Origin of the sequence: Marinobacterium litorale DSM 23545 (assembly GCF_000428985.1) — a bacterium.
In the GTDB taxonomy this organism is placed as follows: domain Bacteria; phylum Pseudomonadota; class Gammaproteobacteria; order Pseudomonadales; family Balneatricaceae; genus Marinobacterium_D; species Marinobacterium_D litorale.
On record NZ_AUAZ01000002.1, the window covers coordinates 128,805 to 144,478 of the forward strand.

A 15,674-nucleotide genomic window follows, 5' to 3' on the forward strand; every position below is an offset into this window, starting at 1 on the left:
GTGCGCTCGCCTGAATATGATATGCCGGGAGCTGTGAATGCGGGATCTGACAACAGGGGAGCGTAAAGCCAGGTCGGCATGGCTCAAGCAGCAGGCGGCGGTGGCGCGCCGAAACCTGAGTTTGGCAACGGCAGCCGGCGTACTGGGTGCGCTTGCGCTTGTCGCTCAGGCGGATCAGCTCGCCCAGGCTATCGCTGCTGCCGTCGCGGGGGCGACGTTAAGCCAGATACAGCCCATGTTAGTCGGTTTTCTGATAGCTGTTGCCTTTCGGGCCCTTTTTTCCTGGCTCAAAGAGTGGTTTGGTCAGCGTGCATCAATCCGTGTTCGTCGACACCTGAGGGCCTCGTTGCTTAGCAAACTGGAGCGCCTTGGCCCTGCTTATAGCGCGAATGCCCGGGCGGGTGGACAGGCCAGCCTGCTTATCGAGCAGGTTGAGGCGCTGGATGGATATATCGCGCGCTATTTGCCGCAGATGGTGATGGCGGTCGCTGTTCCACTGATTATCCTGCTGTTTGTTTTTCCCCGAAACTGGGCCGTGGCGGCCATATTTCTAATGACTGCACCGCTGGTGCCACTGTTTATGGCACTGGTGGGGCGCCGGGCTGCTGATGCGAATCGGCGCAATTTCCAGGCACTGGCTGATCTCAGTGCCCAGTTTCTAGATGTTGTTCAGGGGCTTGTAACGCTCAAACTATTTCAGCGCAGCGCCGAGCAAGTACGTCATATCGAGGTGTCATCCGAAGCGTTTCGGGTGAGAACCATGGAGGTATTACGCGTTGCTTTCCTGTCGTCAGCGGTGTTGGAGTTCTTCGCGTCAGTCTCCATCGCTGTAACCGCGGTCTATCTGGGCTTCAGTTTTCTGGGGGAGCTCAACTTTGGCAGTTGGGAGGGGGGAGTGACGCTGGAGCAGGCTTTATTCCTGCTGCTTCTCGCGCCGGAGTTTTATCAACCGCTGCGCGAATTGGGCACCCATTACCATGCCAAACAGGAAGCGGTTGCCGCTGCGGAACCCTTACAGGATCTGATGGCCGAGCCAGAGCCTGCATTGCAACAGGGGGTTGAGCGGGTCGGGTGCGCAGAGGGTATCGCTATTCGCTTTGAAGCCGTTAGTCTCACTTATCCTGGGCGTAGTCAGCCTGCGTTGTCGGACATTCGGTTTTCGATTGAGCCTGGCGAACACGTGGCGATTATCGGCCCCAGCGGTTCCGGTAAATCCTCGTTACTCAGTTTGTTGCAGGGATTTTACCCGTCGTCGGCAGGGCAGATCCGGGTGAATGGAACGCCCTTGGAGCAACTTGATCAGCAGTTCTGGCTGGATAAGCTGGCCTGGGTCAGCCAGAACACCGTCCTGTTCCCCGGTACGCTGCGGGATAATTTGCTGCTTGCCTGCCCCAAGGCTACCGACGCGATGTTAAGGCAGGCCTGCGACTTCGCGCATGTGAGTGAGTTTCTGCCTCGGTTGCCAGCAGGGCTTGATACCCTCATCGATGAAGGAAATGGTGGGCTGTCTGGTGGACAGGTGCAACGCATTGCGTTGGCGAGAGCGTATCTGAAGAATGCGCCGGTCCTGCTGCTGGATGAGCCCACGGCGAACCTGGATCATGACAGTGAGCGCTGGGTGCTGGAGGGGTTGGAGCAGCTTGCGAAAGGTAAAACCGTATTAACACTGACTCATCGGGAAGCGGCGCAGGCTCAGGCGGGGCAGGTATACCGGTTGGAGAGAGGCAAGCTGTTGCCCGTCCCGGGCGAAACGGGAGGTGAGCGATGAGGGCGCTGTATCCTTACCTCAAGCGGATGCGGTATCAAGCCGGCTGGGTGGCGCTGGGCACGCTTTTGGCGTTAGTGACCCTGGGCTCCAGTATCGGTCTGCTGACGCTGTCTGGCTGGTTTATAGCAGCGACTGCCTTGGCGGGTGCCACGCTGGCCGGTAGCCAGGCTTTTAATTTTTATACGCCGGGGGCCGGCGTCAGAGGCTTTGCGATCTTTCGCACGCTGGGCCGCTACGCAGAGCGCGTTGTGTCTCACGAGGCCACGTTCAGATTGATAACCGAAATCCGTGTCTGGTTTTACAGGCGTCTCGAGCCTTTGGAACCCGCCCGTCTCGCTGCGCTGGGCTCGGGGCAGCTCCTGAGTCGTTTGGTCGGTGATGTGGCCGCACTCGATACGCTATTCCTCCGTGTTGTATCGCCAACCATCGTGGCCGGCATCAGCATCGGTCTGGTTGGTCTGTTTCTGTCGGTGTACGCCCCCGAGCTGGGTATTCTGGCGATCTGTACGTTGCTGGCGACCGGGTTTGTCATTCCCGGACTGGGTTTCCTGATGGGGCGGAGGCCGGGAGCTTCACAGGTGAAACTCGTTGCCCGCCTTCGTAGCGAGATGCTGGCAGCTCTGAAGGGAATGCCAGACCTGCGTATATATGGCGGTTTTGCAACGACCCGCCAGCGGCTTGAACGGCTCGATCATGCTTTGCTTTCCGCTCAAGCCCGGATGGGGGCGATCAGTGCACTTACCGCCAGTTTGATGATGTTCCTCAGTGCATTAGCGTTGATTCTGATACTGGTGCCGGCGCTGAATTTATTCCACCATGGCAGGCTTGAGCCGGCCCAGATCGTCATGGTGGTCTTCTGCCTGTTTGCCGCGTTCGAAGCGGTCTTACCGCTGCCGCAGGCGTACCAGTTTATGGGGAAAACGCTGGCCGCCGCCGGGCGGATCAATGAAGTCGCTCAGGCATCGCCAGCTATCACGTATCCCGACCGGGGCGTTGTGCCGCTAACCCCGGGGGCGATCCGCTTTCATGAAGTGAGTCTCAGTTACGGCCGCGCATCTCCGGCGCTGGATCGGCTCAGCATGGAGATTGGTGCCGGTGAGCGGGTGATTATTCAGGGGCACTCAGGAAGTGGAAAAAGTTCGCTGATCAATCTGTTGGCGCGCTTTTGGGCGCCTGACTGTGGTGAGATTGAGCTGAGCGGCCAGCCCATAGAAGCGTACGACGAATCGACTCTGCGTGCCCAGCTTAGTGTCATGGCGCAGCCGGTCCAGCTTTTCGCTGGCACGCTACGGGATAATTTGAAGCTGGCGGCACCGGATGCCGATGATCAAGAGCTGTTGGATGTGCTCGTACAGCTTGGTTTGCCTGCGGAGCTGGATGGGCAGGGTCTTGAATACTGGATCGGCGAATCCGGTTGTCGTTTGTCCGGCGGTCAGCAAAAACGGCTTGCGCTGGCCCGCGCGCTGCTGCGGGAAGCGCCTGTGTTGATACTGGATGAACCCACCGAAGGTCTCGATCCGGAGCGGGTTGAATCGGTACTCGGAATGATTGATCAGGCGACAGAAGGAAAAACGCTCCTGTTAATCACCCATCACCGACAGCCGCCTCGCTGGGCAGATCGTGTCGTGACGCTAGATAGGGGCCGGCTGGTTGAAAATAATTTGTCCTGAATCATTTGTTCCTTCCGTGGACTGGTGCCATTATTGAGAGCGTTAAACGGTTGTTTGATTTGATGTTGGCGCGCTTAGATGCCCAGGGAGGGCCATCATGGAAACCAGTAATCACCTGCTGGACGAGTTGAACCGGTTGCTGAAGGCTCATACCCGGTACGTTGAGGAGATGGAGTTTCTCAGAGTTGACTATGTCGCCGGCGGCTATCGCCATCAAACCTACTATCCCGGCGATGAATATCGGCCTGATCTTGAGTTGATCTTCGATGAAGTGGCGCAGCAGGTGTATGAGCGGCAAAGTACCGCTCATTGATGCCTGTTCAGGAATCCACGGGGTTTATGATCGCCAGAATGCCAAAGTGAGGGTGGTCGAGATAATGGAGTTTTTCCGAGCGCATCCGGCGTGACTGCTGGAAGCGGTATTGCGGAACCGCTGTCTCCACCGCGCTTTGATGGCTGAGCAGCAGGTCCGGTCGCAGATGCAGGAAGCGCCCCCGATCCACGCGCACAACCCCTTCTACACGTCCATCGGCGGTAACCAATCGCACAGAGGGATTGCTGCCCGTGCTTACGTTCTGAAACCAGCCGCCGTGCCAGAGAACTTGATACCCTTGTCGGCGCAGTCGGGCGGCTTCGTTGCCCAATGTCAGTTTGGAGGCCGGCAGTGCTTCGAGCTGGGTCAGTGGCTGGCCGTTATAGGAGCTAAGCCCTCGCCCCTGGTCGATCTGTAAAGCATCCTCTGACGCTGTGCGATCAAAGGGCAGGGCGCCTGCACCGGGTACATTTTGATCAAAGATCACCAATTCTATGGTGTAGTCGCCCTCGGCAGCCGCAGCGTTCAGGCTGGCGGCGACGGCCAGTGTGGCGAGCAAGCTCTGCAGTGTCTTTTTCATCCTTTACTCTCGGTTGGTGAAAGGTGTTCGAGCAGTCCCTCGATACAGTTAAAGCGCTCCTGCGGTGTGACCATTGGCAGGGTAAAGCGAAGGGCATTGGCTCCGTCCAGTTTATACCGGTTAGGCTGCTGCTGTACCAGTGTGACCAGTGTCAGTGGCTCGACACAGGTATCACCTTCAAATTCAATGCGGCCCCCTTTATCGGCTGCTTCGAGTTTGGCGATACCCAGTTGCTCTGCATCCAGTTTGATGGCGGTGAGGCGAAACAGGTTTTGAATCTGTGTCGGCAGGAGACCGAACCGGTCAATCATCTCGACCTGAAGCTCCTCAAGTGCTCGTTTGTTTTCGGCGCTGGCGATCCGCTTATACATGATCAGCCGATTATGGACATCCGGCAAGTAATCGTCCGGTATCAAGGCCGGTACCCGCAGGTTGATTTCGCTGCCGTGATTGATCGGTTGGTCCGGGTTGGGGGTTTTGCCTTCTCGGATCGCCTTGATCGCCTGGTCGAGCATTTCCATGTAAAGACTGAAGCCGATGCTTTGCATCTGGCCGCTTTGTTCTTCGCCCAGGAGCTCCCCGGCACCGCGAATCTCCAGATCGTGGGTGGCCAGTGTGAAGCCGGCGCCCAGTGTGCTGGATTCGCTGATTGCTTCGAGTCGTTTGACTGCATCCGGGGTCATTGCTTTGGGCGGCGGCGTCAGCAGGTAGGCGTAAGCTTGGTGATGCGAGCGCCCCACGCGCCCGCGTAGCTGATGGAGCTGGGCCAAACCAAACTTATCTGCGCGCTCAATAATGATGGTGTTGGCATTGGGGACGTCGATACCGGTTTCAATGATTGTGGTACAGACCAGTACGTTGAAACGCTTGTGATAAAAATCGGACATCACCTGTTCGAGCTCCCGCTCGCGCATCTGTCCGTGGCCTATCGCCACGCGGGCCTCCGGCACGAGTTCGCTCACCTCCCGGGCAACTTTCTCGATTGTCTTGACCTCGTTGTGCAGGTAATAAACCTGGCCGCCACGCAGCAGTTCACGCAGAATCGCTTCCTTAAGCAGCGGCTTGTCAGATTCCCGCACAAAGGTTTTCACAGAGAGGCGGCGAGCAGGTGGCGTCGCTATGATGGAGAGATCGCGTATGCCGGACATCGCCATGTTCAACGTGCGAGGGATTGGCGTTGCGGTCAGTGTCAATATATCCACCTCTGCCCGCAGAGATTTCAACCGCTCTTTCTGCTGAACGCCAAAACGGTGCTCTTCATCGATAATGACCAGCCCCAAGTCTTTGTAGGTCAGGCTGCCCTGCAGCAGTTTATGGGTGCCGATCAGAATGTCGACCTTGCCTTCACGAACCTGGTCGGCGATCTGTTGTTGTTGCTTGGCGCTACGAAACCGGGAGATCAGCTCGACATTGACCGGCCAGTCAGCGAACCGATCGCGGAAGTTATCGAAATGTTGCTGGGCGAGCAGTGTGGTGGGCACCAGTACCGCCACCTGGCGTCCGGCCTGGACCGCTATAAACGCGGCGCGCATGGCGACTTCGGTTTTGCCGAAACCCACGTCGCCGCACACCAGGCGGTCCATTGGCTGGCCGGAGCGCATATCCCGTACCACAGAGTCGATGGCGTTAGCCTGATCGGGTGTCTCCTCAAACGGGAAACCTGCCGCGAATTGCTGGTAAGCCTCGTCCGGGCACTCAAAGCTGTAACCCTCCCGTGCTGCGCGTCGCGCATAGATGTCGAGCAGCTCTGCGGCACTGTCGCGGACCTTCTCGGCCGCTTTCTTGCGCGCTTTGCTCCATTGCTCCGTGCCCAGGCGGTGCAGGGGGGCCGACTCGTCCGGTGCGCCGGAATAGCGGCTGATCAGGTGAAGCGATGAAACCGGAACATACAGTTTGGCGTTGTTGGCATATTCCAGCGTCAGGAATTCGTTGACTTCGCCCTCAGTTTCGATGGTCTGCAGGCCCAGGTAGCGCCCCACGCCGTGGTCTATGTGAACCACAGGCGAGCCGATGTTCAGCTCGGAAAGGTGCCGGATCGCCTGGTCGCTATCCGTCTGCTCTCGTTCCCGGCGACGGCGCTGGAATACCTGCTGGCCAAACAGTTGGGTCTCGGTAATGACCTGGAGGGAGCCGGTCAGGTTTAAACCACGTTCCAGCGGATAGGTGGTGATACCCAGCGGCGCAGGTGATGCACAGAACTGAGACCAGCTGTCAAACTCTTTCAGCTTTATGCCGGCCCGGCGAGCCAGATTAAGCAGAGATTCGCGTCGGCCGGCGGATTCGGCACAGATCAGCAGGGATTGCTCGGTGTGTGTCGCGAGTTGCGCCAGCGGCTTGAGCGGGTCCGTGGCACCGGGTGCTGCCGTCAGTGAAGGGGGAGGATCGCAGGGCAGGTTTTCCCGGCCCGGCCGCGGCTCTTCAGGTTGCTCATTGAGTCGAACGGCCGGATAACTGCGTAGCGCGATGGCGAGCTGATCGGGCGGCAGGAACAGCGAGTCGGGTTTGAGAACCGGTCGCTGTACATCGAAGGCACGCTCGTCATACCGGGTATTTATCTCTTGCCAGAATTGTTGAGCGGCCTCATTCAGGCCGGCCTCCTGAACCACAATCGTGTTTTCAGGCAGATAGTCGAACAGTGTCGCGCTGTGGTCAAAAAACAGGGGTAGATAGTATTCGATGCCGGCCGGCGTGATGCCCGAGGAGATATCCTGGTACACCGGGCAGCGGGTGTAGTCCACGTCGAAGGTTTCACGCCAGCGCTGCTTGAAGCGGTTGATCGCTTCTTTCTGGAATGGATATTCCCGGGCAGGCAGAAGCCTGATTCGGTCGATATGATCGATGGAGCGCTGGGTTTCCGGATCAAAGGTGCGCAGCGTATCGATTTCGTCATCAAACAGGTCAATCCGGAACGGGTGATCGCTGCCCATGGGAAACAGGTCGATCAGCGCACCTCGAATCGCAAACTCGCCGTGCTCGTAAACCGTATCGACCAGCTGGTAACCCGCGTCGACCAGCCGCTCGCGCATCTTGTCGGGATCAATCGTCTGGCCCTTTTCCAGCCAGAGCGAGTTGCCGCTGACAAAGCTGGCAGGGGCGATTCGCTGCATCAGGGTCGTCGCCGGTATAACCAGAACCCCATGCTGCATCTCTGGCAGCTTATACAGCGTCTCAATGCGCGTTGAGATAATATCCTGGTGAGGCGAGAAATTGTCGTAGGGCAGGGTTTCCCAGTCCGGAAACAACTGCAGCGGGAGCCTGTCATCCGTATAAAAGCCGATTTCGCTGCACGCGCGAGCGGCGCGTTCACTGTCCTGGCAGATAAGAACGATGGGTGCGTCGCACGTTGCACTGAGGCGTTCGATAAACAGTCCGGTGGCGCTGCCGGTTACTTGGCCGACCCGTTTTATATCACCGGGGCCGTTCGGAAGTGTCGGCTTGAGACGGCTGGGCACGCGATAATCTCCTTATCGACTTTATTGGAGGGTCGCTATTCTAACGAGCAATGACGGCAAACGCAGCCTCGTTAGTGGGGGAGGTTCGTGGTCGTGCACCGTTTTTTGTATCCACTCTTTCGGGTTGGTACAAAAGTCTAGCGGGGTTAGTTTGCCCAGCACCCCTTAAACAGGGATAATACGCGCACCCAAATTGAGCTGACACAATTTCGGAGTTGCCACCCGTGAGCCAAGAACTGATTTTAGCCGACTGGAATGCCCGTGAAGCGATTGCTGAAGCGATGGTGCCGCTGGTTGGTCGTCTCTACCGTGATCGTAACGTTGAAATATCTATCTACGGCCGCCTGATCGTCAAGCGTTCCGTAATCGATATTCTTAAATCCCACCGTTTCGTGCGCCAGGTCGAAGGTGAAGAGTTGTCCGTCGTGGACACTTTCCCGGTCCTGGAGGCGGTCAGTGCAATGACCGTCAACAATGCTCACGTCGATATCGGTAAGCTCGCGGTTAAATTCCGTAGCGAAGGTAATGGCCGCACACTGCAGGCATTCCTGGACGAGGAGCTCGCTGGCGCCCTGAGCGAAGAAGATGAGGGTACGCCCTCCACTGATGTGGTGCTGTATGGCTTCGGTCGTATCGGACGTCTGCTGGCGCGCCTGATGATCGACCGTTCCGGCGCTGGTCATTCCCTGAGTCTGAAAGCGATTGTCGTTCGTAAGGGGAGCGCCCCGAACGATCTGGAGAAGCGTGCGAGCCTGCTGCGTCGTGACTCGGTTCACGGTTCCTTCAAAGGCACCATTCAGGTGGATGAGGAAGCACAGGCGCTGGTTGTTAATGGCAACCTGATCAAGGTTATCTTCGCCGACTCCCCCGATTCCATCGATTACACCCAGTACGGCATCAAAGATGCGCTGGTTATCGATAACACCGGTAAGTGGCGTGATGAGGCAGGGCTCTCCCTGCACCTGAAATCCCAGGGCGTTGCCCGTGTTATTCTGACGGCTCCGGGCAAAGGTGTTAAGAACATCGTCATGGGCGTGAATGACGGTGATATCTCGGACGAGGACAAGGTCCTGTCCGCGGCATCCTGTACCACCAATGCCATCACCCCGGTGCTGAAAGCGCTGAATGATGAGTACGGTGTGATTAACGGTCATGTTGAAACGGTGCATTCCTACACCAACGACCAGAATCTGATCGACAACTACCACAAAGGTGATCGTCGTGGCCGCGCTGCCGGCCTCAACATGGTGTTGACAGAAACCGGTGCCGCCAAAGCTGTGGCCAAGGCGTTGCCGGAACTGGAAGGCAAGTTGACAGGTAACGCCATTCGCGTGCCGACGCCAAACGTCTCTATGGCCATTCTGAACCTGAACCTGGGTCGGGATGTAAACAAAGACGAGCTTAACGACTACCTGCGTAATGTTGCGTTGCACTCTGTGCTGCAGAAGCAAGTGGACTACAGTAACTCTCCGGAAGCGGTATCCAGCGATTTTGTTGGCTCGCGCGCTGCCGGTGTCGTTGACGGCCTGGCTACCATCGCCAGTGGTGGTAATAGCTGTGTACTTTATGTCTGGTACGACAACGAGTACGGATATAGCTGTCAGGTTGTTCGCATGGCGCAGCGACTGGCCAAGTGCACCTTGCCGGCCTACCCGGTTGAGGCTTAACTGCACCTGTAAAAAAACCGCCCTCGAGGCGGTTTTTTTATGCCTGTGATTTGCCAGCGGCGGTGGATGTAGCAACCGCAGGCCTAATCAGTTATAGCGAATGGGAATAAGAAAGTAACTGAAAGTGAAGGCAGGCAGGTTAATTGCCACTGAAAGTACCTGATCGTAAAGGTACTTTGTAGAAAAATGACAGCCTGCTCAGTTATACTTGTGCGGATTTTTAGGTGGGGCCTGGGAAGCAAATCTGAAAGACGTTCCGGTCGCCGATTGGGCAAGACCGGAGAAGGGGGGAGCGTTCAGATCGGCATTCAGGCGCCAGAAAAGTTTACTCTATTAGGTGAGGCGTATGATCAAGATCAATAAAGGTCTGGATCTACCTATTACAGGCGCACCTGAGCAGGTTGTTTCGGCGACCGCGAATGCGCGTACTGTAGCCCTTGTTGGCCTGGATTACGTGGGCATGAAGCCGACGATGATGGTCAAAGAGGGAGACCGGGTCAAACTCGGGCAGGTGATCTTTACCGATAAAAAAACACCGGGTGTCCAGCACACCGCGCCGGGAGCGGGCGTTGTTCGCGCCGTTAATCGTGGTGAACGCCGAGTACTGCAGTCGGTCGTCATCGAGCTGGATGAACAAGAAGAGGCAGAGACCTTCGCCAGCTACCCGGCTTCGGAACTGTCCGGTCTGACCCGTGAGCAGATTGAAGAAAATCTGGTCGCATCGGGGTTGTGGACCGCGTTGCGGACTCGTCCATTCAGCCGTGTACCGCAACTGGGCAGTATGCCGAGCTCCATTTTCGTCACCGCTATGGATACCAATCCGCTGGCTGCCGATCCCGCCCTGGTTATTCAGGAGGATACGGAAGCGTTCAAGCAGGGTTTGACTGTTCTGACCCGAATGGGTGCGAGCAAGGTTTTCCTGTGCAAAGCGTCCGGTGCGGATGTGCCGAGCGTTGATGGCGTGACCACTGAGGAGTTTGCGGGTAAACACCCGGCCGGTAACCCCGGCACTCACATCCATTTCCTCGACCCGGTTTCGCAAAACAAAACCGCGTGGTTCGTCGGTTATCAGGATGTCATCGCTATTGGTAAGCTGTTTACCACCGGGAAACTCGCTGTAGATCGCGTCGTTGCTCTGGGTGGTCCTCAGGTGAAACAGCCGACGCTGTTGCGCACTCGCGTTGGTGTTTCACTGGATGAACTCACTGAAGGTCGCCTCAACGGAGATAATAACCGTGTTATCAGCGGTTCCGTATGGAATGGCCGCAATGCCGGTGGACCGCTTGCCTATCTGGGGCGTTATCACGCTCAGGTCAGTGTGCTGGAAGAGGGTGATAAGCGCGAATTCATGGGATGGGTTGCCCCCGGCGGCAACAAATTCTCTGTTCTGCGCATGTTCGCCTCTGTTATGTCTCCGGGCAAGAAGTTCGACTTCACCACCACCACCAACGGCTCCGAGCGTGCCATGGTTCCGGTGGGTCAGTTCGAATCGCTGATGCCGCTGGATATCCTGCCCACCCAGTTGCTGCGTGCACTGGTCACTGGCGATATCGTCACGGCGATGCAACTGGGCTGTCTGGAGCTCGATGAAGAGGACCTCGCCCTGTGTACGTTCGCGTGCCCGGGTAAGTATGAATACGGTCCGATCCTGCGTGACAACCTGACGCGCATCGAGAAAGAGGCGTAAGCGAGGCTGGCCATGAGTTTGAGATCTATTCTTGATAATCTCGAGCCGCACTTTCACAAGGGCGGTAAATACGAGAACTGGTACGCGCTTTACGAAGCGGTCGATACCATCTTCTACACACCCGGTTCTGTGACCAAGAGCGCGGCGCATGTACGCGACGGCGTTGACCTCAAGCGGATCATGATCCTGGTGTGGATGTGCACATTCCCGGCCGTATTCGCCGGGCTTTATAACGTGGGCTACCAGGCCAACACGGCGATGGCTGATCTGGGCATCACCGATCCCGGTACCTGGCAGGGTGCAATAGCCGCTGCACTAACCGGGTTTGACCCGAACAGCGTCTGGGATAATATCATCCACGGTGCGGCCTACTGGCTGCCGATCTACATGACAACGTTCATCGTGGGTGGCTTCTGGGAAGTCCTGTTCGCGATGAAGCGCGGCCATGAAGTCAACGAAGGCTTCTTCGTTACCTCCATCCTGTTCTCCCTGATTCTTCCGCCGACAGTTCCGCTGTGGCAGGTAGCGCTGGGTATCAGCTTTGGTGTGGTGATCGGCAAGGAAGTGTTCGGCGGCACCGGTAAGAACTTCCTCAACCCGGCTCTGACGGGGCGTGCGTTCCTGTTCTTCGCCTACCCGGCACAGATGTCCGGCGACTCTATCTGGACTGCGGTTGACGGCTTCTCCGGCGCTACGCCGCTGGGCCTCGCGGCTATGGGGGGTGTCGATAACATTCTTGCCAATAACCTGACCTGGTTTGATGCCTTCCTGGGCACCATTCAGGGTTCCGTGGGCGAAACCTCCACACTGGCAATCATGATCGGTGGTGCCATTATCATGTTTGCGGGTATCGCATCCTGGCGCATTGTAACCGGGGTGTTCCTGGGTATGGTGGCGATGTCGACCCTGCTTAACATGATCGGTTCCGATACCAATCCCATGTTCTCCGTACCCTTCTACTGGCATCTGGTGCTGGGAGGATTTGCATTCGGTATGTTCTTCATGGCCACGGATCCCATTTCCGCGTCCATGACCAATACCGGCAAATGGGTATTTGGCGCCCTGATCGGTGTCATGGTGATTCTGATCCGCGTGGTCAACCCGGCGTTCCCGGAAGGGATGATGCTGGCGATTCTGTTCGCCAACCTCTTTGCGCCGCTGATCGATAACTTCGTGGTTCAGGCGAACATAAAACGGAGGATGAAGCGCAATGTCGTCTAATAACGATTCTATCGGCAAAACCATTACGGTGACGGTTCTGCTTTGCGTGATCTGCTCCGTTGTGGTCTCGGCTGCGGCCGTAATACTCAAACCCAAGCAGGTTGCCAACAAAGAGCTGGACCGTAAGTCCAATATTCTGGCAGCGGCGGGTATTTCCGATCCGTCCAAGTCGGTTGACGAACTGTTCGCGCAGATCGAAACACGCTACGTGGATCTGGACAGTGGCAAGTTTGTGGAAGAGCCTGTTGCCAACTACGATGCGCGCAAAGCGGCTAAAGATCCTCAATTGGGCGAAGCTGTTCCGCGTAGCCAGGATATCGCATCAATCAAATATCAGGCAGACGTGATGCCGGTATATGTAGTGCGCACGGACAGCGGCGACCTCGAGAAAGTGATCCTGCCGGTTCACGGTTATGGGCTTTGGTCTACACTGTACGGTTTTCTGGCGCTGGAAGGCGACCTGAACACCGTGGTGGGGCTGGGCTTTTACTCCCACGCCGAAACACCGGGTCTTGGCGGCGAGGTTGATAACCCCGCCTGGAAAGCACTCTGGCCCGGTAAAGAGGTGTACGGAGATGATAAAACTGATCCGCAGCTGCAGCTGATCAAGGGTAGCGTTGGCCCGGAAACACCGAATGCCGAGCATAAGGTGGACGGACTGTCAGGGGCCACTTTGACCAGCAACGGTGTAACCAACCTGATCCATTACTGGATGGGTGAAAACGGGTACGCGCCGTTCCTGCAAAACCTGCGTGCCGGGGAGGCTTAATCATGTCACAGACTAAAGATGTCCTGACGACGCCAATCCTGAAGAACAACCCAATCGCACTGCAGATTCTGGGTATCTGTTCTGCTCTGGCGGTAACGTCTAACCTTGCAACCGCATTTGTCATGAGCCTTGCGGTTATTACGGTCACAGCGTTTTCGAACTTCTTCGTCTCGCTGATCCGCAACCACATTCCGGGTAATATTCGTATCATCGTTCAGATGACGATCATCGCCTCTCTGGTAATCGTGGTTGACCAGTTCCTGAAAGCTTTTGCTTACGAAATCTCGAAGCAGCTCTCGGTATTCGTTGGTCTGATTATCACCAACTGTATCGTTATGGGCCGTGCGGAAGCCTTCGCCATGAAGAACCCGCCGATCCCGAGTTTCTTTGATGGCGTGGGTAACGGCCTGGGTTATGCGCTGGTGCTGATGTTTGTCGGCTTTATCCGCGAACTGTTTGGCTCCGGTTCCCTGTTCGGTATCGAAATCCTGCCGCTGATCAACAACGGTGGCTGGTACCAGGGTAACGGCCTGCTGCTGCTGCCGCCGAGTGCGTTCTTCATCATCGGTCTGTTTATCTGGGGTCTGCGCGCACTGCGCAAGGAACAGGTAGAAAAGCCGGAGTACGTGATGGCGCCGAATTCCAAGAAGGGGGCTGCGTAAGTCATGGAACAGTATATCAGTCTTGCTGTTAAGGCGATTTTCGTCGAAAACATGGCGCTGGCCTTCTTCCTGGGGATGTGTACGTTTCTGGCGATCTCCAAGAAGGTTCAGACCGCCATCGGTCTGGGTGTTGCCGTTGTTGTGGTGCTTGTCATCACTGTCCCCGTCAACAACCTGATCTTTAACTATCTGCTGCGTGAAGGTGCGCTGGCCTGGGCCGGTTACCCTGACGTTGATCTGAGCTTCCTGGGTTATATCTCCTACATCGGCGTAATCGCGGCGATCGTACAGATCCTGGAGATGTTCCTCGATAAGTTCGTTCCTGCGCTGTACAACGCGCTGGGCGTGTTCCTGCCGTTGATCACCGTTAACTGCGCAATCATGGGTGCGGCTCTGTTCATGGTTGAGCGCGACTACACCTTCGGTGAAAGCGTTGTATACGGTGCCGGTGCCGGCCTAGGTTGGGCATTCGCAATTACCGCTCTGGCGGGTATCCGCGAGAAGCTCAAGTACAGTGATGTGCCGGAAGGTCTGCGTGGTCTGGGTATTACCTTCATCACTGTTGGCCTTATGTCCCTGGGCTTCATGTCCTTCTCCGGTGTTCAGCTGTAATTCGGCGGGCATGAACAGCTAAAGGATGGAATAAATCGATGAATATTGAAGTGATTATTCTGGGCGTGGTGATGTTTACGGTGGTGGTGCTTGCACTGGTCGCCGTGATCCTCGCCGCTCGCGCCAAGATGGTCAGCTCCGGTGATGTGACCATCGAGATCAACGAAGATCCCGAAAAGTCGATCACCGTGCCGGCCGGTGGCAAGCTGCTACAGACACTTGCCGATCGTGGTATTTTCCTGGCCTCCGCCTGTGGTGGTGGTGGTACCTGCGCGCAGTGCAAGTGTCAGGTAACCGAAGGGGGTGGTTCCATGCTGCCCACCGAGGAGTCTCACTTTACGCTGCGTGAGGGCAAGGAAGGCTGGCGCCTCTCCTGCCAGGTATCCGTAAAGCAGGATATGAAAATCCATGTCGAAGACGATGTTTTCGGTGTGAAGAAGTGGGAGTGTACGGTTGAGTCCAACCCGAACGTGGCTACCTTCATCAAGGAGCTGACTCTGAAGCTTCCGGAAGGCGAGAATGTTGACTTCCGTGCAGGCGGCTATGTTCAGTTGGAAGCGCCGCCTCATGAAGTGCACTACAAGGATTTCGATATCCAGGAAGAGTTCCGGGGCGACTGGGATAAGTTCAACCTCTGGCAGTATGTATCCAAGGTCGACGAGCCGGTGATCCGTGCGTATTCCATGGCAAACTACCCGGAAGAGAAGGGTGTTGTTAAATTCAACATCCGTATCGCGTCGCCGCCTCCGGGCAGCGAGGGTATTCCGCCGGGACAGATGTCCTCCTATGTGTTCAGCTTGACGCCGGGCGACAAGATCACTGTTTACGGCCCCTTCGGTGAGTTCTTTGCCAAGGATACCGATAACGAAATGGTCTTTGTGGGTGGTGGCGCCGGTATGGCACCGATGCGTTCACACATCTTCGACCAGCTCAAGCGTCTGAACTCCAAGCGCAAGATCTCGTTCTGGTACGGCGCTCGTTCGATGCGCGAAGCGTTCTACGTGGAAGAGTTCGATAAGCTGGCGGAAGAAAACGAGAACTTTAAGTGGCATCTGGCTCTGTCCGATCCGCAACCGGAGGATAACTGGACCGGCTACACTGGCTTCATCCACAACGTACTGTACGAAAACTATCTGAAGGATCACGACGCGCCGGAAGATTGCGAGTACTACATGTGTGGGCCTCCCATGATGAACGCTGCGGTCATCAAGATGCTGGAAGACCTCGGTGTTGAACCGGACAATATCCTGCTCGACGACTTCGGTGGTTAATC

At 56.6% G+C, this 15,674-nt stretch carries 12 protein-coding genes; 10 read left to right on the forward strand and 2 right to left on the reverse strand.

Going from position 1 to position 15,674, the window contains the following annotated elements:
- Positions 1-37: 37 nt before the first annotated feature.
- The 3 genes from cydD (at position 38) to G403_RS0102175 (ending at position 3,751) form a co-directional block, all read left to right on the forward strand.
- On the forward strand, positions 38-1,768 hold the full coding sequence (gene cydD, locus G403_RS21870) for a thiol reductant ABC exporter subunit CydD (protein ID WP_036232231.1): 1,731 nt from the start codon (positions 38-40) through the stop codon (positions 1,766-1,768).
- A complete protein-coding gene (gene cydC / locus G403_RS21875; protein WP_051298409.1) occupies positions 1,765-3,438 on the forward strand; it encodes a thiol reductant ABC exporter subunit CydC in 1,674 nt (557 codons plus the stop codon). The genes cydD and cydC overlap by 4 nt, the downstream gene beginning before the upstream one ends.
- 97 nt (positions 3,439-3,535) lie before the next feature.
- Positions 3,536-3,751: a hypothetical protein gene (locus tag G403_RS0102175; RefSeq protein WP_027852534.1), complete on the forward strand. Its 216-nt coding sequence runs from the start codon at positions 3,536-3,538 to the stop codon at positions 3,749-3,751.
- A 7-nt stretch (positions 3,752-3,758) separates the two neighbouring features.
- Here G403_RS0102175 and G403_RS0102180 read toward each other — a convergent pair whose 3' ends face one another.
- Both G403_RS0102180 and mfd read right to left on the reverse strand, forming a co-directional pair.
- Positions 3,759-4,331 (reverse strand): CsiV family protein, encoded by a 573-nt coding sequence (locus tag G403_RS0102180; RefSeq protein ID WP_027852535.1) that lies wholly within the window; start codon positions 4,329-4,331, stop codon positions 3,759-3,761.
- The gene (mfd, locus tag G403_RS0102185) at positions 4,328-7,783 is read right to left on the reverse strand and encodes a transcription-repair coupling factor (RefSeq protein WP_027852536.1); all 3,456 of its coding nucleotides are present in this window, start codon (positions 7,781-7,783) and stop codon (positions 4,328-4,330) included. Before mfd ends, G403_RS0102180 begins: the two co-directional genes overlap by 4 nt.
- A 224-nt stretch (positions 7,784-8,007) precedes the next feature.
- Between mfd and G403_RS0102190 the strand changes: the two genes are divergently transcribed.
- The 7 genes from G403_RS0102190 (at position 8,008) to nqrF (ending at position 15,672) form a co-directional block, all read left to right on the forward strand.
- Positions 8,008-9,450: a glyceraldehyde-3-phosphate dehydrogenase gene (locus G403_RS0102190; protein ID WP_027852537.1), complete on the forward strand. Its 1,443-nt coding sequence runs from the start codon at positions 8,008-8,010 to the stop codon at positions 9,448-9,450.
- Between the two features lie 346 nt (positions 9,451-9,796).
- On the forward strand, positions 9,797-11,137 hold the full coding sequence (locus G403_RS0102195; protein ID WP_027852538.1) for a Na(+)-translocating NADH-quinone reductase subunit A: 1,341 nt from the start codon (positions 9,797-9,799) through the stop codon (positions 11,135-11,137).
- A 12-nt stretch (positions 11,138-11,149) separates the two neighbouring features.
- A complete protein-coding gene (locus G403_RS0102200) occupies positions 11,150-12,358 on the forward strand; it encodes an NADH:ubiquinone reductase (Na(+)-transporting) subunit B (RefSeq protein WP_027852539.1) in 1,209 nt (402 codons plus the stop codon).
- Positions 12,348-13,127: a Na(+)-translocating NADH-quinone reductase subunit C gene (locus G403_RS0102205; protein ID WP_027852540.1), complete on the forward strand. Its 780-nt coding sequence runs from the start codon at positions 12,348-12,350 to the stop codon at positions 13,125-13,127. The genes G403_RS0102200 and G403_RS0102205 overlap by 11 nt, the downstream gene beginning before the upstream one ends.
- Before the next feature lie 2 nt (positions 13,128-13,129).
- Positions 13,130-13,789, forward strand: a complete 660-nt coding sequence (locus tag G403_RS0102210; protein WP_027852541.1) for an NADH:ubiquinone reductase (Na(+)-transporting) subunit D — start codon at positions 13,130-13,132, stop codon at positions 13,787-13,789.
- Between the two features lie 3 nt (positions 13,790-13,792).
- Complete coding sequence (gene nqrE, locus G403_RS0102215; protein ID WP_027852542.1) at positions 13,793-14,401, forward strand: NADH:ubiquinone reductase (Na(+)-transporting) subunit E; 609 nt, start codon at positions 13,793-13,795, stop codon at positions 14,399-14,401.
- A 38-nt stretch (positions 14,402-14,439) separates the two neighbouring features.
- The gene (gene nqrF / locus G403_RS0102220) at positions 14,440-15,672 is read left to right on the forward strand and encodes an NADH:ubiquinone reductase (Na(+)-transporting) subunit F (RefSeq protein ID WP_027852543.1); all 1,233 of its coding nucleotides are present in this window, start codon (positions 14,440-14,442) and stop codon (positions 15,670-15,672) included.
- The last annotated feature ends 2 nt before the right edge of the window (positions 15,673-15,674 follow it).

Coding starts and splice junctions, on each gene's coding strand:
- cydD (WP_036232231.1), top strand. CDS start 38: ATGCGGGATCTGACAACAGGGGAGCGTAAAGCCAGGTCGGCATGGCTC.
- cydC (WP_051298409.1), top strand. CDS start 1,765: ATGAGGGCGCTGTATCCTTACCTCAAGCGGATGCGGTATCAAGCCGGC.
- G403_RS0102175 (WP_027852534.1), top strand. CDS start 3,536: ATGGAAACCAGTAATCACCTGCTGGACGAGTTGAACCGGTTGCTGAAG.
- G403_RS0102180 (WP_027852535.1), bottom strand. CDS start 4,331: ATGAAAAAGACACTGCAGAGCTTGCTCGCCACACTGGCCGTCGCCGCC.
- G403_RS0102195 (WP_027852538.1), top strand. CDS start 9,797: ATGATCAAGATCAATAAAGGTCTGGATCTACCTATTACAGGCGCACCT.
- G403_RS0102200 (WP_027852539.1), top strand. CDS start 11,150: ATGAGTTTGAGATCTATTCTTGATAATCTCGAGCCGCACTTTCACAAG.
- G403_RS0102205 (WP_027852540.1), top strand. CDS start 12,348: ATGTCGTCTAATAACGATTCTATCGGCAAAACCATTACGGTGACGGTT.
- G403_RS0102210 (WP_027852541.1), top strand. CDS start 13,130: ATGTCACAGACTAAAGATGTCCTGACGACGCCAATCCTGAAGAACAAC.
- nqrE (WP_027852542.1), top strand. CDS start 13,793: ATGGAACAGTATATCAGTCTTGCTGTTAAGGCGATTTTCGTCGAAAAC.
- nqrF (WP_027852543.1), top strand. CDS start 14,440: ATGAATATTGAAGTGATTATTCTGGGCGTGGTGATGTTTACGGTGGTG.